The organism is Clostridium algidicarnis (assembly GCF_000703125.1).
Taxonomy (GTDB): Bacteria; Bacillota; Clostridia; order Clostridiales; family Clostridiaceae; genus Clostridium_L; species Clostridium_L algidicarnis.
Window position 1 is genome coordinate 2887239 of record NZ_JNLN01000001.1, and the last position, 25570, is coordinate 2912808.

Here is a 25570-nt window from a genome sequence, read left to right on the forward strand (position 1 = left end):
TAGGCTCATTATAAGTCTAGGTGTTTTTACTATTTATTCTTCCTTAAAATCCTTAAATAATAAGCTTGGTTGTATATCAGTATTATTTTGATACTTGCCACTTATATACTTATCATAGTCTCCTTCAATCTTATGGTAATATATCTGACATATTTCCACTCCAGCATAAATTCTAATAGGTTGAATACAAAACATTTCAAGTGTCCAATATCCACTAAATCCAACATCTCCAAATCCTGCTGTTATATGAACAAATAAACCAAGTCTACCTACAGAAGATCTTCCTTCTAGCATGGGAACATAATTTTGAGTTTTAGTATACTCTAAGGTCCTACCAAGATAAAGCTTGTTAGGCTCTAATAAAATCCCCTCATTAGGTATAATAATCTTTTTTGCTTTGTTTTCTTTTTTCATATCTAATATATGGTTATCATAAACCAAAAGTTCGTTATGAAGTTTTAAATTATAGCTATTAGGATTAATTTGGGACTTATTAAAAGGATCTATAAATATTTCTTTTCCAATTTTATTTTGAATTTCTTTTCCTGATAATATCAAAATGATACCTCCTTATTTATACTTATACATAAAAATAACACTCAACAAAAGCGAGTGTTATAAGTATGCGAGACAAACCTGTAAGCCGAGTTCTGTATTAAGCAATCATCTATCTAGGCCTATTGTTACCAATAGGCTCCAGCGACACACCCGAAGGCAGAACGAGCAGTTCCATTTACCTTCCTATTCGGTCTTGCTCCAGATGGGGTTTACATAGCCGCAAAGTCGCCAATGCGCTGGTGAGCTCTTACCTCACCTTTCCATCCTTGCCAGTAGTCAAAGACTATCTCACCATCTTAAGATGATTCTGGCGGTATCTCTCTGTTGCACTATCCTTAGAGTCACCTCTACTGGGAGTTACCCAGCACCCTGCTCTATGGAGCTCGGACTTTCCTCTCCTGAGAAATTCTCAGCAGCGATTGCTTGGTTTACTTGCAAAGACAATATTAACACATTAAGCAAAGAAAATCAAATGATTTCTTTTAAAATCATTTAAAATATTTCATAAGGTTCTTTTTCAACCTCAGAAAAAAACACTTTCACAGTTGGATCCTTTAAATTTATATGTTCTTGTATATTTTTAGAAATAATTTTAAATAGTGGCTGTTCGCAACTAAAATGTCCCACATCTATTATAAATAACCCCATCTCCTTATAGTCACTAACAAAATGATATGTTGTATCACCAGTAATTATACACTGTGCCCCTAGATTTATAGCTAACTCAAAATAGTCCTGTCCGCTGCCATTTATTAATGCTATCTTGGTTATTTTATTATTTAAGTCTCCAACAAATCTTATGTTTTTTAACTGAAACTTTTCTTTGACTGTATAACATAGTTCCTTTGCAGTAATCGATGTTGTAAGTTCTATTATTCGTCCTATACCTGCCTTTTCTATACTTGAACTAGATTTTTCCATTATATACGCATCTTTTATGTTTAAATCTAATAGTTTTATCATTGTATCATTCATTCCATTCTTTACTGAGTCTAAATTTGTATGACTACTATAAAGATTTATATCAGCTTTTATAAGTTCAATAATCTTTTTCCCTTGAAGCGTTTCTGTGGTTATAGATGATGGCTTTTTAAAAAGTAAAGGATGATGTGATATTATCATATCTACACACTTTAACTTAGCTTCATTTATAACTTCTAAGTTACAATCTAAACAAAATAAAATAGATTTAACTTGGTCCTTTTTATTACCTATCATAAGACCTACATTATCGTAAGATTCCTTTAATTCAACCGGGGCTATGCCTTCCATGTAATCTACAATATCTTGCACTATCATAATTAAACTAACAACCTTTCTAATTTAATTTTAAAACCTTCTAAAAATACCTTTCTAGCAATTGCATTTGCAGTATCACCATTTAAATACAATAGTATTTTTTCTAATTCTTGTATTTTAGATATAATATAATCTTTTATTAATGGATGATTTTTATCTATGAGTAAAGGACTCACAGTATAATATATATCTTCATTGGTTCTAAATCCATTCCCACCATATCTTATCTTAAAAAATTCATAATAAATACCTTCATCTATGCACATTTCTTCATCTAAAATTTCAAAATTATTATTATAAAGATACTTTCTTAATACTTCTGCATTTTGGGTTGGTTGTAAAACTAGATATTGGAGACTTTTAACTATGCTTAAATTTTCTATAAGTATTTCTTTTATAAGGTTACCACCCATTCCTGCTATAATAACACCCTGAACCTTTTCATCTTTTATTGTGTTTAATCCTGATCCTTTTTTACATTTTATTCTCTTTTCTAGTCCATAGCTCTTAACATTAACTTTTGCTCTTTCTACTGGATGACTATTTATATCAGATGCAATAGAAGAATTACAAATATCTCTTTCTATAAGGTTTATTGGTATGTATCCATGATCAGTTCCTATATCAGCTATAGTATTGCATTTATCACAAAGGTTAATTAATTTATTTAATCTATTACTTAATTCCATATCTTTTCCCTTTCTTTTCTTTCCCATAAATTTTAAAAAGTCTCCACTCAAAATTATTATATTTTGAATAAAGACTTTTTAAAATTACTATCTTTGATATTAGATTAAATATATTTTAATCTAAGTAATCTTTTAATTTCTTGCTTCTACTTGGATGTCTTAATTTTCTTAATGCCTTTGCTTCAATTTGTCTTATTCTCTCTCTTGTTACATTAAACTCTTTTCCTACTTCTTCAAGTGTCCTTGCTCTACCATCATCAAGTCCAAATCTAAGTCTTAACACTTTTTCTTCTCTTGGAGTTAGTGTATCTAAAACACTTATCAATTGTTCTTTAAGCATAGTAAATGCAGCCGCTTCTGCTGGAGCTAAGGCATCATCATCTGGTATGAAGTCTCCAAGATGACTATCTTCTTCCTCTCCAATAGGAGTTTCTAAGGATACCGGTTCTTGAGCTATTTTCATTATCTCCCTAACCTTTTCTACCGGCATATCCATTATAGTTGCAATTTCTTCTGGCTGAGGTGATCTCCCAAGTTCTTGGAGTAGTTGTCTTTCAACTCTTATTAATTTATTTATAGTTTCTACCATGTGAACTGGGATTCTAATAGTTCTTGCTTGGTCTGCAATTGCTCTAGTAATTGCCTGCCTTATCCACCATGTAGCATAAGTACTAAATTTATAGCCTTTTCTATAATCAAATTTTTCTACTGCTTTAATAAGTCCTAGATTACCTTCTTGTATAAGGTCTAAGAACATCATTCCTCTACCTACATATCTTTTAGCAATACTTACTACAAGCCTAAGATTAGCTTCAGCTAACTTCTTTTTAGCAACTAAGTCGCCCTCTTCTATTTTCATAGCTAAATCCACTTCTTCTTGAGAGGTTAAAAGTGCCACTTTACCTATTTCTTTTAAATACATTCTTACAGGGTCATCTATAGAAACACCTTCAGGCACTGATAAATCAACAGTTGTCTCTTCTGGTGCAGCTTCCTCTTGAATATCTCCGTTTATTTCTATTCCTAATGATTCTAATACCTCGTATATTTTTTCAATCTGTTCTGGATTTAAGTCTATTTCATCAAGTTCATCCATTATTTCTTTGTAACTTAATGACCCAGCCTTCTTACCCTTTTCCATAAGCTTTTTAACTAAAGCCATTTTTTCGCCTTTGTCTTTAAGTGACTTTCCTAACTCTGCCATACTTAATCCCTCCCTTCTGCTTTTTGAATTCTCATAAGTTCTGTTGTTAATCTCATAGACTCATCTATATCACCATTTAGTTCCAATTCCTTAATTCTAATCATAATTTTCTTTTTCGACTCCTCTAGCCTATAATTTTTAATTTTTTCAAAATAATCTTTAACAACCTTTACCTTATCACTATCTTCATCTAAAGGCTTAATTTCCTTAATAAGTGTCCATTCTTTAATACTTTCAGCATCATCACATTTAGACTCAATATATTTATATCTATCTATTCCTTTTATATGTTCACTATCTAATATAAAATCAAGTATCTTTTTATGGGTATCTATTATAAAGCTATCTTTTCCCATATTTTCTTTAATATATTCATATATCTGTATATCTTCTATCATTAAGTTAAGTAAACTTCTTTCAGCTTTCACATAAGCTGGCTCTAAATATGATTTTGAACCAAAACCTTCTGTGTTATTCATTTTCTTGTTATATTCAAATTCTTTATTATTAGATTTCTTAACACTATCATAAAACGCTTGTTCTTTTATTCCTGTTTGTTCTGAAACCTTTTTTATATAAATATCCTGCTCAATAGGATTCAAATCTTCTATTATATCTGTAACTTCCTTTGCATATTGAATTAAGTCTGTTTCCTTAAATAGATTTTTATTTTCTTTTGCCCTATTTAGTTTATAATCTATTAATGGAACAGAATTAGATATTAACTTTAAAAACTCTTCTTTTCCATGAATTCTTACATATCCATCTGGATCTTTACCATCAGGTACTGTAAGAACTTTTACATCAAGCCCTACCCCTTTTAATACATCTAACCCTCTAAGCGTAGCATTTTGGCCTGCAACATCTGCATCGTAAGCTATAATAGCTTTATCAGCATATCTTTTTAATAACCTAGCCTGGTTTACAGTAAGTGCAGTCCCAAGGGATGCGACAACATTAGTTATTCCAGCTTGATGAAGTGATATACAATCCATATATCCCTCTACTATAACAAGACATCTATCTTTATTATCTTTTATAGCAAAATTAAGTCCGTATAAATTAGTCCTTTTGGAAAATATTTGAGTTTCAGGTGAGTTTAAATATTTAGGTTTAGAGTCATCTAGCACTCTACCTCCAAAGCCTATAACTTTTCCACGATGGTCAAAAACAGGAAACATGACCCTGTTTCTAAATCTGTCATAAAAGCCACCCTTATCCTTAGCTACAGCGAGGCCTGCTTCGCTTACTAATTGGTGGGAAAATCCCTTTCTTTTCAAAAATTTAAGTAACTCTTCCCAGTTGTTTAATGAATATCCAAGTCCGAATCTTCTTATTGTTACTTCAGTTATGCCTCTTTTTAAAAAGTATTCTTTTTCTTCTAAGTTTTTATTTAAATTGTTAAAAAAGAACCTAGCTGCTTCCACATTTATCTTATATAAGATATTTTTTTTATCCTTTATCTTTTTATTTTGGCCTTGTTCTATACTTATATTGGCCCTTTCTCCAAGGTATTCTATAGATTCTACATAAGATAAGCCCTTAGTTTTCATCACAAAAGTGATAACATTACCTGCCTCCCCACAACCGAAGCACTTATAAATTTGTTTATCTACTGATACACTAAAGGATGGTGTTTTTTCATTATGAAAAGGACAAAGCCCAAGATAATTTTTTCCTGAATGCTTTAATTTAACCTTTTCAGATATAATATCCACTATATCATTTTGTTCTTTTATCCTTTCTATTACGTCTTCTGGTATGGCCAATAATTTTCCCACCTATCCTAATGCATAATTTAAATAAAGCATTATGTATTCGACATAAAATATCATATTCCCTTTTATATTGTTTACTTTTTGTAACATTATAATATTTTAAAGAATATCATAGCCTTTTAATTATATATTCTTTATAAACCTTAAATATCCTTCAAAATTTAATATATATATATTAAATTTTATAAATTCATTAATAGTCTGCCCATAATCCAAGTGAAATTATTCCTAAATTTCTTAATATATTACAAACTTTGGAACATAGATTTTATTAAATGCTAAAAGGCAATAATCATCACTCATTCCAGCAATATAATCTGCAACGCCTCTTTCGCTTCCTTCTCTTTCTACAATTTTCTTATATAAATTAGGCATTTTTTCTATGTTTTTAATGTAATAATTATAAACATTGTATAAAACAAATTTTGCTTTATCTCTCTCTTCTTTTAATATATTCCCTAAATATATATTTTCAAACATAAATTTTCGAAGTTCTACTAAAGATTCATTTACAAAATCACTTAAAGATACCTCCATAATCCCCTTGTCTATATTCTCTAATGTACTGTAAATACAATCATTAACCAAAGTATTTATCCTTTGTCCATGGGTATGCCCAAGAACTTTAATTGTATTTTTTGGAATATCAGATATATTAAGCATTCCTGCTCTTACAGAGTCATCTATATCATGATTTACATAAGCTATTTTATCACTATATTGAACTACTTGTCCCTCTAAAGTCATAGCTTTATTGTTAAGGCGTTTAGAAAACCCACTATGTTTCAAAATGCCATCTAAAACTTCTTTTGTTATATTTAACCCTTGTCCATCCTTCTCTAAGTATCTTAAAACCCTGACACTTTGCTCATTGTGTTTAAATCCGTCTTTTAAAAGTTCATTTAATGCTTCCTCCCCACTATGTGCAAAGGCTACATGTCCTATGTCATGCCCCAAAGCAATAGCTTCAATAAGATCTTCATTTAATCCAATACCCTTTCCTATAGTCTTAGATATCTGAGAGACTTCTAATGTATGTGTAAGTCGAGTTCTATAATGGTCTCCTGAGGTTTTTATATATACTTGTGTTTTATGTTTTAATCTTCTAAAAGATTTACTATGAACTATTCTATCCCTATCAACCATATAAGGAGTTCTGATTTTATCTAATTCCTCTTCTTTTTCTCTTCCAGCAGTATTTTTTGAAAGGGCAGCGCCTTTTATAAATGTGTTTTTTTCATTCATTTCAATTTTCTCTCTGATAATCAACTTCATCACCCCTTGTTATTAAATTCTATAATATTATTAAAAAGTCCTCTATTTTAGATATATATATAATTAAAATTGACTTTTTAGTATATTCTTAAATTTAAAGTAATATTATTATAGTGAATTAATATTTAGGAGTGTTATAATGCCCTCAGAAGCAAAAAAAATTTCCTATGAATTATTATTAGAAAGCAACATAAAAAAAGTAATACTTCCTTACTATGATTTGCAAGACTACGAAGTTACACAAATCAAATTTAAAGATACAGATAAGCAAAGAGCTGTTTATAAAATAGATAATGGCATAAATTCTTACTGCCTAAAAAAGGTATATTACAATATAGAAGAATTATTATTTGTATATTCTGCCATGGAGTGGTTATATAGGAATAAAATCAATGTTCCAAGAATACTTCCAACAAATACAGGTGGCCGATTTGTAATGGAAAGTGATATGTTATTTATATTATCACCTTGGATTGACGGAAACAAGTGTGACTATGATAACGTAGAAAACATCATAAATTCCGCCTTAAATCTTTCTAAATTTCATAATGCTTGTGATAACTTCATTCCAATCAAAGGTAGTAAATACAAAGAAGCTTATGCTGATATTACCCTTTCTACAGAAAAGCATTTTGAGCAACTTTTAAATTGTTCTAATAAAGCATTTAAATACGGTGATAAATTTTCAAAGATATTCTTAAACAACTTCGAAAGTAGTATGAAACTTGCAAAGTTAGCACTTGATGTATCTTCTACAATATCTATGAGTAATCTTAGCATTTCTTTATGTCATGGCGACTATGTAAATAAAAACATAATATTTGATAATGAAAATAATATTTGGACTATAGATTTTGATAAATGTAAAATTGATTATTGTACACATGATATCTCTTATTTTTTAAGAAGATTACTAAAAAGAGATAATACTCGCTGGGATCTAGAAATAGCCATAAGCACACTTGAAATATATGATAGCATAAGGCCTTTATCCCTGGATGAATACAAATATATATTTATATACCTAGCCTTTCCTCAAAAGTATTGGAAAATTTCTAAAGATTATTATAATAATATAAATAAATGTAATAAATCTTCTTTTTGTAACCTTTTAAATAAAGCGGCTTCAAAAAACGACTTTCAACTTCAGTTTGCTTTTGAATTTAAAGATTACATAGAAAATAAATTTAAATGCACACTAAATTAAAAAGGACTATCCTAAAGGATAGTCCTTCATAATTTTATATATTATCTCTTGTTTTTAACTTGAGCTTGTGCTGCTGCAAGTCTTGCAAGAGGCACTCTAAATGGTGAACAAGAAACATAGTTAAGTCCTACGTTATGGCAGAATTCAACTGATGATGGGTCTCCTCCATGCTCTCCACATATTCCAAGCTTTATGTCAGGTCTAGTTTTTCTACCTTTTTCAGTAGCAATTTCAATAAGTTGCCCGACTCCAGTTTGATCTAATTTAGCAAATGGATCAGATTCATAAACCTTCTTTTCATAATAATCTTTTAAGAAATTACCAGCATCATCTCTTGAGAATCCAAAAGTCATTTGTGTTAAATCATTTGTTCCAAATGAGAAGAATTCTGCTTCTTTTGCTATTTCATCAGCTGTTAAAGCAGCTCTTGGTATTTCTATCATTGTTCCTACCAAATATTTTAACTCTACGCCTTTTTCTTTTATTATTTTATCAGCAGTAGTTGTTATTATGTCTTTAACATACTTTAATTCTTTTATTTCTCCTACAAGAGGTATCATTATTTCTGGCACTATATCGAAGCCTTTTCTTTCTTTAACTTCTATAGCTGCTTCTATAATTGCTGTAGCTTGCATTTCAGCTATTTCTGGATAAGAAACGGCTAAACGACATCCTCTATGTCCCATCATTGGGTTTACCTCATGTAAGGATTCTATAGTTGACTTTAATTCTTCATACTCTAATTCCATATCTTTTGCAAGTGCTCTTATTTCACCTTCATGAGTTGGTAAGAATTCATGTAGTGGTGGATCTAAAAGTCTTATAGTAGTTGGTTTACCTTCCATTACTTCATATAGTCCAACGAAATCTTCTTTTTGCATTGGAAGAATTTTCGCTAAGGCTTTTCTTCTTTGAACTTCATTTTTAGAAACTATCATTTCTCTAACAGCAGCTATTCTATCCTCTGCAAAGAACATATGCTCAGTTCTACAAAGACCTATACCTTCTGCACCAAATGTTACTGCTTGAGCCGCATCTCCTGGTGTATCTGCATTAGCTCTAACTTTTAATTTTCTAACATCATCAGCCCAAGCCATAAATGTTTCAAAGTGTCCGCTTATTTCAGGATCAACAGTTTTTATGGATTTACCATATATGTTTCCTGTACTTCCATCTATAGATATATAGTCATCTCCTGTATAAACTTTTTCTCCAACTGTTAACTTCTTTTTAGCCTCATCAACTTTTAATTCTCCACATCCAGCAACACAGCAAGTCCCCATACCTCTAGCAACTACAGCCGCATGAGATGTCATTCCGCCTCTTACTGTAAGTATACCTTCAGCTGCTATCATACCTTCTATATCTTCTGGAGATGTTTCAAGTCTTACAAGTACAACCTTTTCTCCATTTTCATGTCTTTCCTTAGCTTCCTTTGCTGTAAATGTTATTTTACCACAAGCAGCTCCTGGAGATGCAGGCAGTCCTTTAGCTATTGGAGCATTATCTTCCAAGTCCTTTGTATCAAAAGCTGGATGTAACAATGTATCTAATTGTTTTGGTTCTACTTTTAATATAGCTTCTTCTTTAGTTAGCATCTTTTCTTCCACAAGATCTACAGCAATCTTTAAAGCTGCTTGAGCTGTTCTTTTACCATTTCTTGTTTGCAAGAAATATAACTTTCCTTCTTCTATAGTAAATTCCATGTCCTGCATATCTTTATAGTGATTTTCTAATTTATGAACTATATCTATAAATTCTTTATAAATCTTTGGCATATCTTCGTTAAGTTTCTCTATTGGCTCTGGTGTTCTTATTCCTGCAACAACATCTTCACCTTGAGCATTCATTAAATATTCAGCAAATATTTTATGTTCTCCTGTTGAAGGGTTTCTTGAGAATGCAACTCCTGTACCTGAAGTTTCGCCTTTGTTACCAAATACCATTTCTTGAACACTAACAGCTGTTCCCCAGCTTGCTGGTATATCATTTAGTCTTCTGTATACTATTGCTCTTGGATTATCCCAAGATCTAAATACAGCAAGAATTGATTTTATTAATTGTTCTTTAGGATCAGATGGAAAATCTTCACCTTTTTCTTTTTTGTAATATTCTTTAAATTGTCTAACTAATTCTTTTAAATCCTCTGCTGTTAAATCTGTATCTAATTCGACGCCTCTTTCTTCCTTCATATTATCGATTAAAGCCTCAAAATTCTTTTTATCTATTTCCATAACTACATCTGAAAACATTTGAATAAACCTTCTATAAGAATCATATGCAAATCTTTCATTACCTGTAAGCCTTATCATAGCTTCAACTGTTTCATCATTTAATCCAAGATTTAATATGGTATCCATCATTCCAGGCATAGAAGCTCTAGCTCCTGATCTAACTGATACTAATAATGGATTCTCTAAACCACCAAATTGCTTTCCAGTAACCTTTTCTAACTCAACTAGCTGTTTATATATTTGGCCAGTAACCTCATCAGTTATAGTCTTACCATCATCATAATATTTGTTACATGCTTCTGTAGTTACAATGAATCCTTGTGGTACTGGTATTCCAATTTTAGTCATTTCTGCAAGATTGGAACCTTTTCCCCCAAGAAGATTTCTCATTGAAGCATCACCCTCATTAAAAAAGTAAACATATTTCTTTTCCATGTTAACACTCCTTCGATTGTATAATCTATTGAATTGTATTCTAATGGGACGTTTTTTGTCCCTATTAGTATAGAATTTACTTTGATTGGCCTAATTTAACAAAAAGTTTTGTGATATTGGTTTTAGAAACCTTTCCAATGATTTTAAGCTGTTCTTTTCCTTCTTCAAATATTCTTTCAATCACTGGTAAGCTATCAATTTCATGATCAATTATCTTTTGGGCTACTAGGTATGCACTATCTTCTTTTTCTACAAATATAATATTAGGCATCCTGGTCATTATAATACCTACTGGAACCTTATGTATATCTGTTCCTCCCATGGCTATTTTCAAAAAGTCTTTTCTAGATATAGCACCTGTAAGCATTCCTTTATTTTCAACAAATAACGTTCCTACATCATTTAAAAAAAGATGTATTACGGCATCGTATACTGTAGTTTCTTCGGATACTACTACAGGTTTAGACATTATATCTTTTGTCTTAATGTCTACTATATAATCATAAATCATGCTATAAGAGGGCTTTTGTGAGTATATATATCCTACCTTAGGGCGTGCCTCTAATACACCTATCATTGTTAAAACAGCTAAATCTGGTCTTAAAGCAGCCCTTGTAACCCCTAAATTAGAAGCTAGGGTTTCACTTGTAATTGGGTGATTTTCTTTTACTAATCTAATTATTTCTTCTTGTCTTGGCGTTAGCTTAATATTAATCACCTCACTTATCCTCTTAGAATATAACAGCATATTATACTAGTATATTCAAATATATTATACACGAATTTTATAAAATAGTATATATAAATCACATAAATTTATCTATTCTTCGTTAAATTTTGTGCAATGTTTCTTATTCTTTATCTATATCTTCAAATTTTACAGTATATTTATATACTGGATCGTCATTAATTTTTATTTCATCTTTAGATTTTTCTTTTTTAAACTTATCTTTTACTACATTTGTTATTCCATCAATTTTTCCTTTAACATCTTTAGTAAAGTTACTTGTTTTACTTTTTATAATTTTATTTACAACTTCTATAGTTCCATCATCTTTTGTTATTTCAACTGTTACAGTTGTTAAAGTTGCAGTTGCAAGTCCAATAGCAATAAGAGGCTTCCAAACTGCGGCAATAACTCCTACAGCAATGCCAGCATTTATTGGTACATCTACCAGTACTCTATCTTCCTTTTTTATTCTTATTCTATTTACATTTCCTTTATTTACAATGTCTTTAAGCCATTTAATCAATTCATCTAGGGTAGAATATATCTTTTTTTCTTTATCTTCTAAGTTTGATTCTATATAAATAAGCGAATCCACTATATTTCCTTCATTAATTTCTAAAACTTCTTTTGCTCTTGCATAAGTAACACCAGCTCGTTCTCTTATTATATCAATCTTTTCTAAAGTTATATCTTCCATAAATTCCACACTCCCTTTATATACTAAATTATTGAGCTTAGCCCTTTTATCTATATTTATTTTATAAATTCAAGCATTTGAAGACTTTTCGGGGTTCTTGCATAATTTAATGAAATCATAGTAGTAAGAATCTTATACAATTCTTTTCTTATATTTTCACTTAGAGTTAGTCTATAGAGCTTTTCAAAGCTCGTAGTAGATAAAAATTTTAATGAATTAAAAGAAGCCTTACTCAAAAAAACTGAATCCATTTTCTCGCATTCATCGCATACCCCTCCTCCATAGGTTAAATTTATATAGTTAGAGGTTGATATTTTTTTCTTACAAATACTACAATGCTCCAATTCTAAGTCATATCCTGTATATTTTAATAACCTTATCTCAAAAGCCCTTATTAATATTTCATAATTTATAGCACCTGTACTTAAAAGATATAGGCATGTGGTAAAATCCTTAAAAAGACTTGCGTTACTTTCTTCCTCTACCACAGCTATATCTATAAGTTCACAAATATAAGTTGAATAAGTAAGCTTTTCCAGATCATTTAATAAACTACCAAAAGAGTTAATAACCTTAGCTTCATTTATGGTATATAGATTTTTCCCTTTAAATATAACATACTCCCCAAAACAAAGTTGCATGGTAGGAGTAAGTAAACTGCTTCTATTCCTTTTGGAGCCTTTAGCAATGGCTTTAATCTTTCCAAGCTTTTCTGTGAAAATATAAACTAATTTATCATTTTCTTTAAAATCTTGTACCTTTATAACTATGCCACTTGTTTTATATGTTGACACAAGATCATCTCCCATTATTTGAAGCTGAGCTAACATTGTTATATAAAAATTGTAATAACTAATTGTTTTATGAACATTTCATTTTATTTCTTTATTTTATACCCTAACTCTTTTAAGTAATTAGGATTATCTCTCCACTCTTTTCTTACCTTAACCCATATTTTAAGATTAACTCTTGCTTCTAAAAGCTTTTCTATATCTTCTCTTGCATACTGTCCTATACGCTTTAGAGTCTGACCGTTTTTACCTATTATTATCCCTTTATGAGAATCCTTTTCACAAAGTAAGTCTACCTCAATATGATACATGCCCTTGGCATCCTGTTTCATTTGAATTACATCAACAGCTATTCCATGAGGAACTTCTTCATTCAAAACTCTTAGTGCCTTTTCCCTTATAATTTCTGATACAACAAACTTTTCTTGCACATCAGCTATCATATCTTCTGGATAATATTTAGGTCCTTCAGGCAGTGTTTCCTTCATAAGTTCTAAGAGCTTATCTGTATTTTTGCCCTTTAAAGCTGATATAGGAATTATTTCTTTAAATTTAAAGTACTCTCCATATTCTTTTAAAGTTTTTGCTACATTTTCTGCAGTGTTTTCATCTACCTTATTTAATACTAAAAACACAGGAACAGAAGTATTTTTTAGTTCCTCTAATATGTGCATATCACCTTTTTCTAAATGTCCTTGAGGAGTAGTTAAAAATAAGATAAGATCTACCCCTTTAGTAGAATCTTGGGCAACCTTCACCATATATTCTCCTAATTTATGCCTTGGTTTATGTAGTCCTGGGGTATCCACAAATATTAACTGATAATCTTCACCTGTCATTATAGTTTGTATATTATTTCTTGTAGTTTGAGGTTTATTAGAAACTATGGAAAGTTTCTGCCCCATTAAGTGATTTAGCAATGTGGACTTACCCACATTAGGTCTTCCTATTATAGTTACAAATCCTGATTTAAACATTCTTCCTCCTTATAATTCCAAGTCTTTTTTTGTAAACGATCCTGGTAACATTTCATCTAAAGTTTTTATTATAAAATCTTCTTTGTTTTTAATTAATATTATTGGAATATCTCCGCTTTGTGCAAATTCAGATATTACTTGCCTACATATACCACAAGGGTTTGTATATGTACTAAGATCTCCTATCACAGCAATAGCTTTTATGACTTTGTGTCCTTCAGATACTGCTTTAAAAATAGCTGTTCTTTCAGCACAATTCGTAGCACCAAATGAAGCATTTTCAATATTACATCCAGAATAAATCTTATTATCTTCTGTTAAAACAGCAGCCCCTACTGGAAATTTTGAATAAGGTACATATGCAAAGTTTCTAGCATTTATAGCTGTTTCTATTAATTCATCATAATTCATTGTTAATTACCTCCATATATAAATATAATTTATTAATTTGAAATATCGTATTTAAATTATAGCACTAATCAAGGCTAATACAATATAAATTTATATGTTGGATTTATTTTATAACCTTTAACTAAATATTTTAAATATAAATACGGTTAAAACTGTACCAAATACTGCACCTACTACAACTTCTTGTACAGAATGAACCTCAGAATCCACCCTACTTTGTGCAACAATAACTGCCAAAAGATAACTAAGAGCCATAGACACAGGCTCTTCTGCAATTAATGCAATTATTGTAGCTATAGAAAAGGCAATAGTACTATGTCCGCTAGGCATTCCTCCTCTAAGGGGAGTTCCTTCCCCATAAATAGCTTTTACCATGATGGTAACTATACTAACCATAACTAATATTATAAAAACCATATAGGGATCTGAATGCTTTATTTTAAGAATTATAGAAAACGTGACATTGGTTAATTTATCCCAAAATATTATGTATCCCACTATGACAGCATTAATAGCAGTAACCAGCACAGCTCCTGCTGCTGTGTTCTTAGCTATCTTAGCCAAAGGATGATAGTAATTAGTGGTAGCATCAATAGCACTCTCTACAGAGGTGTTTATAAGCTCTGCTGCTATAACCAAAGTAATTGTTATAGTTATAATTAAAAGTTCAACCTTACTAATATCATATACAAAACATGCTGACAGTACTAGAAAGGTGGCGACCAAATGTATTTTCATATTTCTTTGAGTTCTTGCAGAATATATTAACCCCTGTATAGCATAATTAAAACTGTCTATTAACTTTTTTATTTTCATAAATTCACCACCATAGTAATTTTACCTTTTCCTAAAAGTTTAAAATTTCTTAAAAACATTTTAAATCTATTATCTTATTTTAAAAGTATATAATTGCTAGATTATAGTTAACATAAGTCACCTTCCTATGTTAAGCTCACCTAATATATGTTCCTCTCTCTTTCTCATAATAGCTTTTTCATCCATCTCCATATGATCATAACCCAAAAGGTGAAGTATAGAATGCACTATTAAATAGGCTACTTCTCTTTTAAACGAATGTCCATAATCTTTACTTTGTTCTAAGGCCTTTTCAAGAGATATGACTATATCACCAATAAGCAAATCTTCACCATCAAGATATGTCTCATGAAATTTATATTCAACATAGACTTCACTAAATACTTTATCTTTAGGATAATCCAAAAGAGGAAATGATAAAACATCGGTTTCACAATCTATATTTCTATGTTTTTTATTTATATCCTTTATTTCTACATTATTTACAAGTAGTATGCTAAGCTCATAATTTATATTAACTTTTTCTTTTTTTAATGCAAAATCTACTATCGTTTCTATGTCTTTTGTAAAATCTTCATCTATTAAAATATCATTTTGTTTATTTTCAACATATATCATTGTTACTTCTCCTTAATTATTTTAGTGTTATCTGAAGGATACTCAATTCTTTGGTGATATATACTATTTAATGTTTTTAAGAAAGATTTTCTTATAAGCTCTAAATCCTTTAACGTTAAGTCACAATCATTTAATTGTCCATCATTTAGCTTATCTTTTATTATATTATTAACCATTTCTTCAATCTTACCCTTAGTTGGGCTTGGAATTGATCTAACAGCGGCTTCCACACCATCTGCTAACATTATTATACCAGATTCCTTAGTTTTAGGTATAGGGCCTTGGTACCTAAAATCCTCTTCTTTTATATCCTCTGGTTTTTCGCTATTGTTTTTAGCCGTAAAATAAAAATATTTCACAAGAGTATTCCCATGGTGTTCTTCTATTACATCTTGAATAACCTTTGGTATATTATACTCTTTGGCAAGTTCCAATCCATCTTTCACGTGAGAGATTATTATTAAGGTACTTAAATTAGGGGTTATTTTATCATGAGGATTTTCATTTCCTACTTGGTTTTCTTTGAAAAAGTACGGTCTTTTAGTCTTTCCCGCATCATGATAATAAGCTGCAATTCTAGCTAAAATGGCATTACCACCTACCTCTTCTGTGGCCATTTCCGCAAGATTTGCTACCATTATACTATGATGGTAGGTTCCTGGTGTCTCCATTAATATCTTCTTTAACAATGGATTATTAGGATTTGAAAGTTCTAACAGCTTTACTGTAGTTACGATATCAAAGGTGCTTTCAAATAAAGGAAGTAATCCTAGTGTAAGTATACCTGACCCTAGTGTTGCTATGCCCATAAAAACTGTCCTTTTAAGCGTTTCAATTATATTATTGCTAAGTAAAACACCCATAGATAGATTTATTACCATATTTATTATCCCAATATATATAGCAGAATATATAATATCATTTCTTTGTTGCATTTTTCTTATAAATGTAGATCCAAGAACTGCATTTAACACCGCTATCATTGTAACTTCTATATTAAATCCTATATTTATGCTTATTAATATACAATTTATTACACTTAGTGCCATAGATACCTTATAATTTATAAGGATTGTTATGAGCATAGGGCCCAGAGCTAAAGGTATTAAAAAGGGCGTAGCAAGCCCTACACTTCTTGCAACTATCACACACAATACATTAATAAGACTAATCAATAAAAGCTTACTCGTATCTTTAAAGATCTCTTTGTAATATCTATAAAGATAATACCATTGTATCATTAGTAGTATAAAAATCATTACAGCTAGTGCCGTATATATTGGCCATTGAGATGATGAGGTATTTAAAAGTGCAAGATCCTCTAACAGTCGTAATTGGTTTTGAGTTATAGGCTCCCCTTCCTTAACAATCATTTGATTTTTCTTTATAATTACAGGAACTACATCTTTAGTTGCTTGCTTTTTAAGTTCCTCTGTTTTTTCTTTATCATAGAAGAAGTTAGGTTTAATTTGGGATATAGTCAATTGAATACCAAGATTTTTAATGTTTTTAGGAATATTATAAGTATTAATATTGTTTACTACATTTTCTTCAGTAAGTTTAATATCCGCTGGTTTATTTTCCTCTATTCTTCCTTCATATATTTTTGTTAAAGTATCTAATGTGACTACTTGAAGGTTTTTAATGTCTTCTTTTGAAAGTTTAATAACTTCTATAAAATCCTCTTCAGACATTGAAACTTTTGACTCAGCTTTTAAGATTTCTAAAATTTCCGTTTCTGACGTTCCCGCTTCTTTTAGTGAATTTATTTTATTAAAGAATATTCTTGAATTATCAAGTGCTTGCTTTTTCACTTCTGGCTTTTGATTAAATTGAAGCTCAACCTCCTCTATAGCCTGCTTTTCTTTTGCCTCTGTAGCAGCCTTATCTATAACTTCTTTATTAGCTTTAATGTTTTCTCTTGCTATATCACCAGCTTCAAGGGTATATCTTTTAGTTATAAATGATGTTAATGATACAAAGTAAATTATAAGAAAAGAAATTATAAATATCAAAGCCCTTTTATGTTTAAAAATGCTTTTAACGTCACTACCTTTTTCTTTAGCCATAATTATTCCACCTTTTCTTTTTATAAAGTGTACTAAATTCTATTTTAAAGATATGTTTTGTTCTACTATAAAAATTATATTTAAATTTAAGGCATCTTCTGTATTATCTTTGTTTATTATATTATCTAGTATTTTACAATCTATAGGTAATTCTTTAATAAGCTGATTTTTCAGTTCTTCTGTAGATTGATTTATAACCTGATTTTCATCTTTTTCAAAATTGATTTCTTTTAACTCATAGTATATAACCTTTTTAATAATTTTTCCACCTTGTTCAATATCTTTAAAGTCTTTATACTCATTGTTATATTTTTTTAAATACAACCTTTTACCAAAAATACTTATATATATTTCTTCCTTCATATTTCCAGTGGGCTCTTTTAATGTTCCTTTTAACTTAATGCTCTTATTAAATTCATAAAAGGTTTTAGCCATTACATCTCCTTCAGCTTTAGTAATATAAGTAGCCCCTTCTTTTCCTTGTTCAGCATTTATCAATATATCGCCTTTTTTTACTAGATCTCCAGGCTTTACAAGAGCTGTTCCTGAAACTGTATATACCCTTATTACTTCTCCATCCATTTTTGAAATTATATTATTTGTGCTGTTATCCTCTTCAATAATTGGAGGGGACTTCCTTTCTGCAATCTTTATTTTCATTTTAGATCCCTCTACCCTTGCCCTTATCCACATTATATCCTCTCTCTTTTTCATTTCTTCTTCTATCTTAGCCACACTTGCATCCTTTTTTTTAATTCCAGGCTTAACACCTAAATCCATTAAATATTTTCTTACCTCATAAGGTGATAAATATTTTTCTGTCTCTATTTCAATAGACCATATGAAGGTAGACATATAGTATATTAATACTAAAAATAGCACACTCCCTATAGCAAGACCTAGGTATTTTTTAATCTTTATAATAAAAAAGTATATTCCACTTCTACTTGTTATCCTTATTTTTGAGTTAGTTACCTTTGCTGATTCTTCTAAATACTTGTAATCTTTTATAGCAATATAAAATCTTACAGTGCTAATATTAACTTTTCTTACATTCTTTATAATTACTCCCTTATTCCAAAGAAGGTTTATTATTCTTTCGGGGATTAAACACTGAACTTCCACTTCTATTGTTCCCTTATAATTATTTGAAGCTTTATTCATTACCCTCATACACCACCGATTTAAATGTTCCTTTTAAACTAAAAGTCTTTCCGCCTAGAAATAGAACCTCAAAATCACTACCATATATGGTTATAGCCCCTATTTTAGAATTAATTTTAACTTTATCTTCATCAAAGATAATTATACCTTTATGATTTTCTATATTTATATCTCTATTACCTGTAATAGTTATCATGGGCAAGTCCAAAATTATTTCTCTTGGGAGCTCTAGCTTTTCTGATAAACCTTCTTTTATTATGTCTATTTTATTATCCATATTTGTCACCTCAAATTATTTCTTTCATAATAATTTATGAGTTTTTATTTAAGTTAATACCACTTATATGAATAATTTAAACTAAACTTAGAATATCCTCTTGTATAAATTAGTAAAAAATAAAAGGATTCACTATTTATGTGAATCCTTTATATTTCATATCATGATTTTTATTTATTATTTAAATATTCTTTAACAACTGAACTAACATATTTAGCATCCGCTCTTCCAACAACTTTAGGTCTAAGCTCTGCCATAAGTTTGCCCATATCTTTCATGCTATTTGCTTCTACCTTTGAAGCCGCCTCTTTAACTAATGAAAATACTTCTTCGTCGCTTAACTGCTGAGGAAGGTAACTTAACAAAATCTCAATTTCGGCCTTAGCTTCATCTACAAGATCCTGCCTTTTTCCTTTTTCGAACTCAAACATAGCTTCTTTTCTTTGCTTGATTTCTTTAGCCAAAATCTCAATAACTTGCTTATCCTCAAGCTCAATACCATCAGTTTTTTCAACTAAAAGTATTGAAGACCTAGCCATGCTTATAGTACTAGCCTTTAGTTTTTCCTTAGCTTTTAAAGCTTGTTTCCAGTCTTCTTGAAGTTGTTCTTTTATTGGCATTATTGTACCTTCTTTCAAAGAAACTCTATTTGAACTTTCTCTTTCTCGCAGCTTCTGATTTCTTCTTTTTCTTTACACTTGGCTTTTCATAATGTTCTCTTTTCCTAACTTCTGAAAGCACTCCTGACCTAGCACATTTCTTTTTAAATCTTCTTAATGCACTGTCTAATGTTTCATTTTCTCCAACCTTAATTTCTGACATATATTTTCCCTCCCTCCGCTAGCTAAAATTTTATATGATAGCTTCAAAGGCTTAAATAGCACACGCTCTATTATACAGTAATATTAGTGCAATTGTCAACAATTTCATATGAAATTGTTTAGCCTGGTGGCCAAGTTAAATCTCTGCCTCCTAGCATATGAAAATGCAAATGTTCCACAGTTTGCCCTCCCTGTTTTCCACAATTATTAACAACTCTATAACCGCTTTCATCTATATTTAACATCTTTGCTATCTTTGCTACACTAATGAACAAACTAGAAATGACACTAGCATTTTCTTCATTTATTTCATTAGTATTTGTTATATGCGTCTTAGGTATTATTAGTATATGAATAGGTGCTTCTGGATTTAAATCTTTAAATGCATATACTTTATCATCTTCATAAACCTTTTCTGATGGTATATCGCCACTTATTATTTTACAAAATATGCAACTTTCCATTTTATCACCTCCTAACCTTTTATTACTCCTTTAGCATAATCATTTTCTACCTTTTCAATAATAGTTTCTTCTACTTTACCTATAATATTTTCATCACTATACTTAGATTTTATTTTTATGTAGTTTTCTGAATAGCCTTCGTATACTCCATTTTCTTTTAAAACCTCTTGCTCATATAAAACTTTAAAAGTCTTTCCAATAAACTTATTCATGAATTCTTTTTCATTTATTAAATTAAGTTCTATTAGTCTATGGCTTCTTTCATCTTTTATATTCCCATCTATTTGGTCTTTCATAGTTTCCGCTTTAGTGCCTTTTCTTGGACTAAATTTAAACACATGAGTCTTTGATAATTTTATTTCTTTTAAAAATTCATAGGTCTTTTCAAATTCTTCTTGAGACTCACCTGGAAATCCCACTATAACATCTGTAGTTATTGATACATCATCGTAAGTTTCTCTTAATTTTTCTACAATATTTTTATATTCCTTTGATGTATATTTTCTATTCATTCTTTCTAATGTCTCATTACATCCACTTTGAAGTGAAAGATGAAAATGATGACAAAGTTTCTTTAATCCCTTTATTTTTCTTAATACCTCATCAGTAAAAAACGTGGGATCTATGGAGCCTATCCTTACTCTTTCAATTCCAGGTATTTCTTCTATTAAAGACAATATATCAACTAATGTTACATTTCCATCTAAGTCAACACCATAAGATGCAGTATGTATACCTGATAATATCACTTCTTTAAATCCATGTTTAGATAAGTTTTTTATCTCTTGAATCACTTTATCTGGATCTTTACTACATACTCCACCTCTAGCATAAGGTATTAAGCAATAAGAACAAAATCTATTGCATCCATCTTGTATTTTAATAAAAGCTCTTGTCCTATCTTGATATTCTTCAATATTTAAATCTTCAAAATCATGATTTTTAAGAACCTCGCCAACCTTTATAATTTGTTTGTTTTCATCTCTTGCTCTATTAACAAAATAAACTATATCACCTTTATTTCTTGTTCCTAAAACTACATTTACACCTTCTATTAAAGAAACTTCTGTGCTAGATATTTGCGCATAACAACCAACTACTGCTATTATAGCCTCAGGGTTTTCTCTTCTAGCTCTTCCTATTATTTGCCTTGATTTTTTGTCGCCCATATTAGTTACCGTACATGTATTTATAACATATACATCTGCGAACCCATCAAAATCTACTATTTCATATCCTTCTCTTATAAACTTTTCTGCCATAGCTTCAGATTCATATTGATTAACTCTGCAGCCTAAAGTAGAAAATGCAACTTTCATCAATTAACTCCTCCTAAATCTCCTAATTCATATTGAACTAAAGTTGTTGCAGTGAATCCTGCAGTTTCAGTTCTTAATATTCTAGGCCCTAAGGTAATTATTTTGGCTCCTACCTTTTTTAACATTTCAATTTCTTCTCTCTCAAATCCACCTTCAGGTCCTATTATTATAGCTACTGTTTTAATATTACTTTTATCTAAAGATATTACCATTTGTTTTATGGTAACCTCTGTTTCATCTTCATAGGGAACTATAACTAAGTCAAACCTTGGCAAACTATCTATAACTTCAACTAGAGATATAGGTTCCCTTATCTTGGGTATTAAAGTGCGTTTGCTCTGCTTTGAAGCTTCTAGTGCTATTCTTTGAAGTCTATCTATTTTCTTAAATTCACCCTTTAACTTAACATCCACTCTTGATGTTAAGATGGGGGTGATCTCCTTAATACCAAGCTCAGTATTTTTTTGAACTATTAAATCCATTTTTGTAGCCTTCGGAAGCCCTTGGAATAAATAAACTTCTATAGGGCTTTCATTATTTACATCTAGCTTTTCTAAAATTTTAACCTTTACTAATGTCTTATCTATGCTAGATATCACACCTAGATATTCACACCCATTTTCATTGTTTATTATTATCTTCTCAGCAATTTCAAGTCTTAGAACCTTATATATATGCTTTACATCTTCTCCACGTATTGAAGCTTCTTCTAAAGATATATCTTCTGGTTTTAGGAAAAACTTATGCATAATACTATCTCCTTATTTAGCCTTGGCTATTATACAATTCCATTCGCCATCTTTATTTACCTTAATAATTTCAAAGTTTTCTTCCTTCAGCTTATCTATTACCATATCACATCTATCATGGATTATTCCAGAGGTAATAAATAAGCCCCCTTCTTTTAGAACCTTTTTTATATCTTCAGTTAAAAGGCATATTATTTCTGCTATTATGTTAGCAACAACTATATCTGCTTTTCCATCCACTACATCTATAAGATTACCCTCAAGTATAGTTATATTATCAATGTTATTAAATTTAATATTTTCTCTTGCTGAATCTACTGCTACAGGGTCTAAATCAACACCTACCACACTTTTAGCTCCTACCTTAGATGCAGCAATAGCAAGAATTCCAGAGCCTGTTCCTATATCAAATACTGTCATATCCTTTTTCACATAGCTTTCCATAGCCGCCACACACATTCTTGTAGTTTCATGAGTTCCTGTACCAAATGCCATTCCAGGGTCTAATTCTATTATAATTTCATCATTAGACTTTTCGTAATCTTCCCATATAGGTTTAATTACTATATTTGAACCTATCTTTGTAGGTTTATAGTACTTCTTCCAGTTATTAGCCCAGTCTTCTTCCTTTACTTTAAAATAAATTACTTTACCTTCTCCTACATCTATTCCAAAGCTTTTAAGATCTATTACCTTTTCCTTTATTTTTGCTACAATAGATTGAATTTCACCTTCTACACTGAAATATCCTGTAACTACTGCAGCTTCACCTTTATATTCTAATATATTAATATCAGCAAAATCCCATGTTAAAGCCCCTTGCTTTCTTTTTAATATATCATTTGGGTCCTCTATTGCAACCCCTTTTACATCTAAACTATAAAAAATGCCTGAAATAGGCTCTATTGCTTCACTTTTTGTTATGACCTTTACTTCTAACCACGTACCTTGCATATTATTCAACCCTTCCTGATAATTTCCTTATTATTTCTATGTATCTTTAAATAAGATTTCCTTATTACTTCTATATATTTTACACTTTAGCCCTTTCTATGTCTACTTAATTTCATTATTTGATATAATATATATATCTTTAAATTCAAACATAAAAAGTGCCAATTAGCAAATTATATTCTCTATACTTTACTAATTGGCACTTTTTTCATTAACTAAAATTTTATCCGATGGCTACCATCCGTAACACCCCTATCCTCTTCAAGGTGGGGGATGACGGCTGCTACGCCCCTGGATAAGTCCTTCTAAGACTCAGATGGAGAGATGTATTCCTTATAAGCAAACTCCACCTGAGTCTAAGAATCACTTGATAAAGATAGTACCTTATCAATATTTTCTTTATCAAATCCTACTATTATCTTACCGTCTATATCCAATACAGGTACTCCACCTTGACCTGACTTACTCATCATCTCAATAGCTGCATTTCTATCTAAATTTATGTCTTTTTCATTAAATGAAATCTTATTTTCTCTTAGATATTCTTTCACCTTTATGCACCAAGGGCATGTTTCAGTACTATAAACTGTTATATTCATATCTATACCTCCATTTTTAATTTTATAAATTAATCTGTACTATTCTAGGGCTATATACCCTCCATAGGTATATAATATCACAGTATCATATTTTGTCAATACGTTTTATTTTTTTAATTAAACTTTTTTACATCCTATGTTTCCTTAATTCTTCTTAGGATATACATGATATAAATAAAAAAGTTAGTTCTTCAAAAATTGAAAAACTAACTTTTAATTTTATTATTATTTATTTTTAAATATCTTACCTATAAAGCCCGATTTCTTTTCGTCTTCCATACTTTCACCACTAGCCTCTGCAAAAGACCTTAAGATATCTTTTTGCTTTTCGTCCATATGTTTTGGAATGTCAACTATTACATTTATATATTGATCTCCTCTAAGATGGCTATTTATCTTAGGTACACCTTTTCCTTTTAATCTAAACATAGTACCTGGTTGAGTTCCTGCTGGCACTGTATATACCACATCCCCATCTACTGTAGGAACCTTAATATCAATACCTAAAGCAGCTTTAACCATACTTATATGGCTATCCATATAAATATCAAAGCCCTTTCTTACAAAGGTAGAATGTTTTGCAACCCTGATGTTTATATATAAATCACCTGGAGGTCCACCGTTAACTCCATGGTCCCCTTGTCCTCTTAAAGGCATCACGTTTCCATCATCTACACCTGCTGGTATATTTATGGATATTTTTCTTTCTTTTTTTGTTTTTCCTGTTCCATGACAAATATTACATGGATCTTTTATTATGCTACCAGTACCACCACATTTGTCACAAGTGGATGAGGATACAAAACTTCCAAGTGGAGTGTTTCTTTGAGTTTTAACCTGCCCCGATCCTCTACATTTGTCACAGGTAGTTTTAGATGTACCTGTTTTTGCTCCTGTACTATTACAGCTCTCACAAGACTCACTTCTTAATATTTTGATTTCTTTTTCTACTCCAAAGACTGCCTCTTCAAAAGTAAGATTCATTCTGTATTCTAAATCTTCTCCCTTTTCAGGACCATTTCTTCTTTTTCTAGAGCCGCCTCCAAAGAAAGAGCTAAATATATCACCTATATCGTCAAATCCACCCGAAAAATCATAATCTCCAAAGCCGCCGCCACCATTGAAATCAGTAGTTCCAAATCTATCATATTGAGCCTTTTTATCAGCATCACTTAATACCTGATAAGCCTCATTGATTTCTTTAAATGTTTCTTCAGCTTCCTTATTACCTTGATTTTTATCTGGGTGGTACTTAACTGCCAGTTTTCTAAAAGCGCTTTTTATTTCAGCGTCACTGGCCCCTTTTTCAAGACCTAAAACTTCATAATAGTCTTTTTTAGCCATTAGTCTTTCACCACCTAATCTTGAATTTAAACTTAATATAAGGGAAGTGCCTTAGCCTTCCCTATATATTATATATTCATAATAATGATTT

General features: G+C 30.4%; 26 protein-coding genes and 1 other RNA gene. 1 reads left to right on the forward strand and 26 read right to left on the reverse strand.

Going from position 1 to position 25570, the window contains the following annotated elements; genetic code table 11:
• Positions 1-33: 33 nt before the first annotated feature.
• The 7 genes from dcd to BV55_RS0113885 form a co-directional block, all read right to left on the reverse strand.
• Positions 34-558, reverse strand: coding sequence for a dCTP deaminase (gene dcd / locus BV55_RS0113855; protein ID WP_029453406.1), 525 nt, complete (start codon positions 556-558; stop codon positions 34-36).
• Positions 559-622: 64 nt separating this feature from the next.
• Positions 623-993: RNase P RNA component class A (gene rnpB, locus BV55_RS15185), an RNA gene on the reverse strand.
• Positions 994-1050: 57 nt separating this feature from the next.
• Complete coding sequence (locus BV55_RS0113865) at positions 1051-1857, reverse strand: Nif3-like dinuclear metal center hexameric protein (RefSeq protein WP_029453407.1); 807 nt, start codon at positions 1855-1857, stop codon at positions 1051-1053.
• A 2-nt stretch (positions 1858-1859) separates the two neighbouring features.
• Entirely contained in the window at positions 1860-2573 is a 714-nt protein-coding gene (locus BV55_RS0113870) for a tRNA (adenine(22)-N(1))-methyltransferase (protein ID WP_242850880.1), read from the reverse strand.
• 88 nt (positions 2574-2661) lie between these two features.
• On the reverse strand, positions 2662-3750 hold the full coding sequence (gene rpoD, locus BV55_RS0113875) for an RNA polymerase sigma factor RpoD (protein WP_029453409.1): 1089 nt from the start codon (positions 3748-3750) through the stop codon (positions 2662-2664).
• A 2-nt stretch (positions 3751-3752) separates the two neighbouring features.
• Positions 3753-5519, reverse strand: a complete 1767-nt coding sequence (gene dnaG / locus BV55_RS0113880; RefSeq protein ID WP_029453410.1) for a DNA primase — start codon at positions 5517-5519, stop codon at positions 3753-3755.
• A 246-nt stretch (positions 5520-5765) separates the two neighbouring features.
• Entirely contained in the window at positions 5766-6797 is a 1032-nt protein-coding gene (locus BV55_RS0113885; protein WP_029453411.1) for a deoxyguanosinetriphosphate triphosphohydrolase, read from the reverse strand.
• Between the two features lie 145 nt (positions 6798-6942).
• On the opposite strand from BV55_RS0113885, the gene BV55_RS0113890 reads away from it, so the two are divergent.
• Entirely contained in the window at positions 6943-8010 is a 1068-nt protein-coding gene (locus BV55_RS0113890; protein WP_029453412.1) for a CotS family spore coat protein, read from the forward strand.
• 41 nt (positions 8011-8051) lie between these two features.
• Here the strand turns inward: BV55_RS0113890 and ppdK are convergent, their stop codons facing one another.
• From ppdK to dnaJ, 19 genes are all read right to left on the reverse strand, one after another.
• Entirely contained in the window at positions 8052-10679 is a 2628-nt protein-coding gene (ppdK, locus tag BV55_RS0113895) for a pyruvate, phosphate dikinase (protein WP_029453413.1), read from the reverse strand.
• Positions 10680-10755: 76 nt separating this feature from the next.
• Entirely contained in the window at positions 10756-11388 is a 633-nt protein-coding gene (ccpN, locus tag BV55_RS0113900) for a transcriptional regulator CcpN (RefSeq protein ID WP_029453414.1), read from the reverse strand.
• 142 nt (positions 11389-11530) lie between these two features.
• A complete protein-coding gene (locus BV55_RS0113905; RefSeq protein ID WP_029453415.1) occupies positions 11531-12106 on the reverse strand; it encodes a DUF4342 domain-containing protein in 576 nt (191 codons plus the stop codon).
• A 56-nt stretch (positions 12107-12162) separates the two neighbouring features.
• Complete coding sequence (gene recO, locus BV55_RS0113910) at positions 12163-12915, reverse strand: DNA repair protein RecO (protein ID WP_029453416.1); 753 nt, start codon at positions 12913-12915, stop codon at positions 12163-12165.
• A 68-nt stretch (positions 12916-12983) separates the two neighbouring features.
• Positions 12984-13874, reverse strand: a complete 891-nt coding sequence (gene era, locus BV55_RS0113915; RefSeq protein WP_029453417.1) for a GTPase Era — start codon at positions 13872-13874, stop codon at positions 12984-12986.
• A 9-nt stretch (positions 13875-13883) separates the two neighbouring features.
• A complete protein-coding gene (locus tag BV55_RS0113920) occupies positions 13884-14285 on the reverse strand; it encodes a cytidine deaminase (protein ID WP_029453418.1) in 402 nt (133 codons plus the stop codon).
• A 117-nt stretch (positions 14286-14402) separates the two neighbouring features.
• Positions 14403-15101 carry a diacylglycerol kinase gene (locus BV55_RS0113925; RefSeq protein WP_029453419.1) on the reverse strand — a complete coding sequence of 233 codons (699 nt, stop codon included), beginning with the start codon at positions 15099-15101 and terminating at the stop codon, positions 14403-14405.
• A gap of 117 nt (positions 15102-15218) precedes the next feature.
• Positions 15219-15719 (reverse strand): rRNA maturation RNase YbeY, encoded by a 501-nt coding sequence (gene ybeY, locus BV55_RS0113930; protein ID WP_029453420.1) that lies wholly within the window; start codon positions 15717-15719, stop codon positions 15219-15221.
• Positions 15720-15721: 2 nt separating this feature from the next.
• The gene (locus BV55_RS0113935; protein ID WP_029453421.1) at positions 15722-17788 is read right to left on the reverse strand and encodes an HD family phosphohydrolase; all 2067 of its coding nucleotides are present in this window, start codon (positions 17786-17788) and stop codon (positions 15722-15724) included.
• Positions 17789-17827: 39 nt separating this feature from the next.
• A complete protein-coding gene (yqfD, locus tag BV55_RS0113940; RefSeq protein WP_029453422.1) occupies positions 17828-18952 on the reverse strand; it encodes a sporulation protein YqfD in 1125 nt (374 codons plus the stop codon).
• On the reverse strand, positions 18945-19229 hold the full coding sequence (gene yqfC / locus BV55_RS0113945; RefSeq protein WP_029453423.1) for a sporulation protein YqfC: 285 nt from the start codon (positions 19227-19229) through the stop codon (positions 18945-18947). The genes yqfD and yqfC overlap by 8 nt, the downstream gene beginning before the upstream one ends.
• A 170-nt stretch (positions 19230-19399) precedes the next feature.
• Positions 19400-19849, reverse strand: a complete 450-nt coding sequence (locus BV55_RS0113950) for a GatB/YqeY domain-containing protein (RefSeq protein WP_029453424.1) — start codon at positions 19847-19849, stop codon at positions 19400-19402.
• 25 nt (positions 19850-19874) lie between these two features.
• On the reverse strand, positions 19875-20051 hold the full coding sequence (gene rpsU / locus BV55_RS0113955) for a 30S ribosomal protein S21 (protein ID WP_029453425.1): 177 nt from the start codon (positions 20049-20051) through the stop codon (positions 19875-19877).
• 118 nt (positions 20052-20169) lie between these two features.
• Positions 20170-20514, reverse strand: coding sequence for a histidine triad nucleotide-binding protein (locus tag BV55_RS0113960; RefSeq protein ID WP_029453426.1), 345 nt, complete (start codon positions 20512-20514; stop codon positions 20170-20172).
• A gap of 11 nt (positions 20515-20525) precedes the next feature.
• A complete protein-coding gene (mtaB, locus tag BV55_RS0113965; RefSeq protein WP_029453427.1) occupies positions 20526-21833 on the reverse strand; it encodes a tRNA (N(6)-L-threonylcarbamoyladenosine(37)-C(2))-methylthiotransferase MtaB in 1308 nt (435 codons plus the stop codon).
• Entirely contained in the window at positions 21833-22582 is a 750-nt protein-coding gene (locus BV55_RS0113970; RefSeq protein WP_029453428.1) for an RsmE family RNA methyltransferase, read from the reverse strand. The genes mtaB and BV55_RS0113970 overlap by 1 nt, the downstream gene beginning before the upstream one ends.
• A 12-nt stretch (positions 22583-22594) precedes the next feature.
• Positions 22595-23536 carry a 50S ribosomal protein L11 methyltransferase gene (gene prmA / locus BV55_RS0113975; protein WP_029453429.1) on the reverse strand — a complete coding sequence of 314 codons (942 nt, stop codon included), beginning with the start codon at positions 23534-23536 and terminating at the stop codon, positions 22595-22597.
• A gap of 356 nt (positions 23537-23892) precedes the next feature.
• Positions 23893-24135, reverse strand: a complete 243-nt coding sequence (locus tag BV55_RS0113980) for a glutaredoxin family protein (RefSeq protein ID WP_029453430.1) — start codon at positions 24133-24135, stop codon at positions 23893-23895.
• Between the two features lie 225 nt (positions 24136-24360).
• Positions 24361-25479, reverse strand: coding sequence for a molecular chaperone DnaJ (dnaJ, locus tag BV55_RS0113985; RefSeq protein WP_029453431.1), 1119 nt, complete (start codon positions 25477-25479; stop codon positions 24361-24363).
• Positions 25480-25570 lie beyond the last annotated feature (91 nt).

Coding starts and splice junctions, on each gene's coding strand:
- dnaJ (WP_029453431.1), bottom strand. CDS start 25,479: ATGGCTAAAAAAGACTATTATGAAGTTTTAGGTCTTGAAAAAGGGGCC.
- BV55_RS0113960 (WP_029453426.1), bottom strand. CDS start 20,514: ATGGAAAGTTGCATATTTTGTAAAATAATAAGTGGCGATATACCATCA.
- recO (WP_029453416.1), bottom strand. CDS start 12,915: ATGGGAGATGATCTTGTGTCAACATATAAAACAAGTGGCATAGTTATA.
- rpoD (WP_029453409.1), bottom strand. CDS start 3,750: ATGGCAGAGTTAGGAAAGTCACTTAAAGACAAAGGCGAAAAAATGGCT.
- yqfD (WP_029453422.1), bottom strand. CDS start 18,952: ATGAATAAAGCTTCAAATAATTATAAGGGAACAATAGAAGTGGAAGTT.
- BV55_RS0113905 (WP_029453415.1), bottom strand. CDS start 12,106: ATGGAAGATATAACTTTAGAAAAGATTGATATAATAAGAGAACGAGCT.
- prmA (WP_029453429.1), bottom strand. CDS start 23,536: ATGCAAGGTACGTGGTTAGAAGTAAAGGTCATAACAAAAAGTGAAGCA.
- BV55_RS0113950 (WP_029453424.1), bottom strand. CDS start 19,849: ATGCCAATAAAAGAACAACTTCAAGAAGACTGGAAACAAGCTTTAAAA.
- BV55_RS0113935 (WP_029453421.1), bottom strand. CDS start 17,788: ATGGCTAAAGAAAAAGGTAGTGACGTTAAAAGCATTTTTAAACATAAA.
- mtaB (WP_029453427.1), bottom strand. CDS start 21,833: ATGAAAGTTGCATTTTCTACTTTAGGCTGCAGAGTTAATCAATATGAA.
- BV55_RS0113925 (WP_029453419.1), bottom strand. CDS start 15,101: ATGAAAATAAAAAAGTTAATAGACAGTTTTAATTATGCTATACAGGGG.
- BV55_RS0113980 (WP_029453430.1), bottom strand. CDS start 24,135: ATGAATATAACAGTTTATAGTACTGAAACATGCCCTTGGTGCATAAAG.
- BV55_RS0113890 (WP_029453412.1), top strand. CDS start 6,943: ATGCCCTCAGAAGCAAAAAAAATTTCCTATGAATTATTATTAGAAAGC.
- ybeY (WP_029453420.1), bottom strand. CDS start 15,719: ATGATATATGTTGAAAATAAACAAAATGATATTTTAATAGATGAAGAT.
- BV55_RS0113970 (WP_029453428.1), bottom strand. CDS start 22,582: ATGCATAAGTTTTTCCTAAAACCAGAAGATATATCTTTAGAAGAAGCT.
- rpsU (WP_029453425.1), bottom strand. CDS start 20,051: ATGTCAGAAATTAAGGTTGGAGAAAATGAAACATTAGACAGTGCATTA.
- ppdK (WP_029453413.1), bottom strand. CDS start 10,679: ATGGAAAAGAAATATGTTTACTTTTTTAATGAGGGTGATGCTTCAATG.
- BV55_RS0113920 (WP_029453418.1), bottom strand. CDS start 14,285: ATGAATTATGATGAATTAATAGAAACAGCTATAAATGCTAGAAACTTT.
- BV55_RS0113870 (WP_242850880.1), bottom strand. CDS start 2,573: ATGGGAAAGAAAAGAAAGGGAAAAGATATGGAATTAAGTAATAGATTA.
- era (WP_029453417.1), bottom strand. CDS start 13,874: ATGTTTAAATCAGGATTTGTAACTATAATAGGAAGACCTAATGTGGGT.
- yqfC (WP_029453423.1), bottom strand. CDS start 19,229: ATGGATAATAAAATAGACATAATAAAAGAAGGTTTATCAGAAAAGCTA.
- BV55_RS0113865 (WP_029453407.1), bottom strand. CDS start 1,857: ATGATAGTGCAAGATATTGTAGATTACATGGAAGGCATAGCCCCGGTT.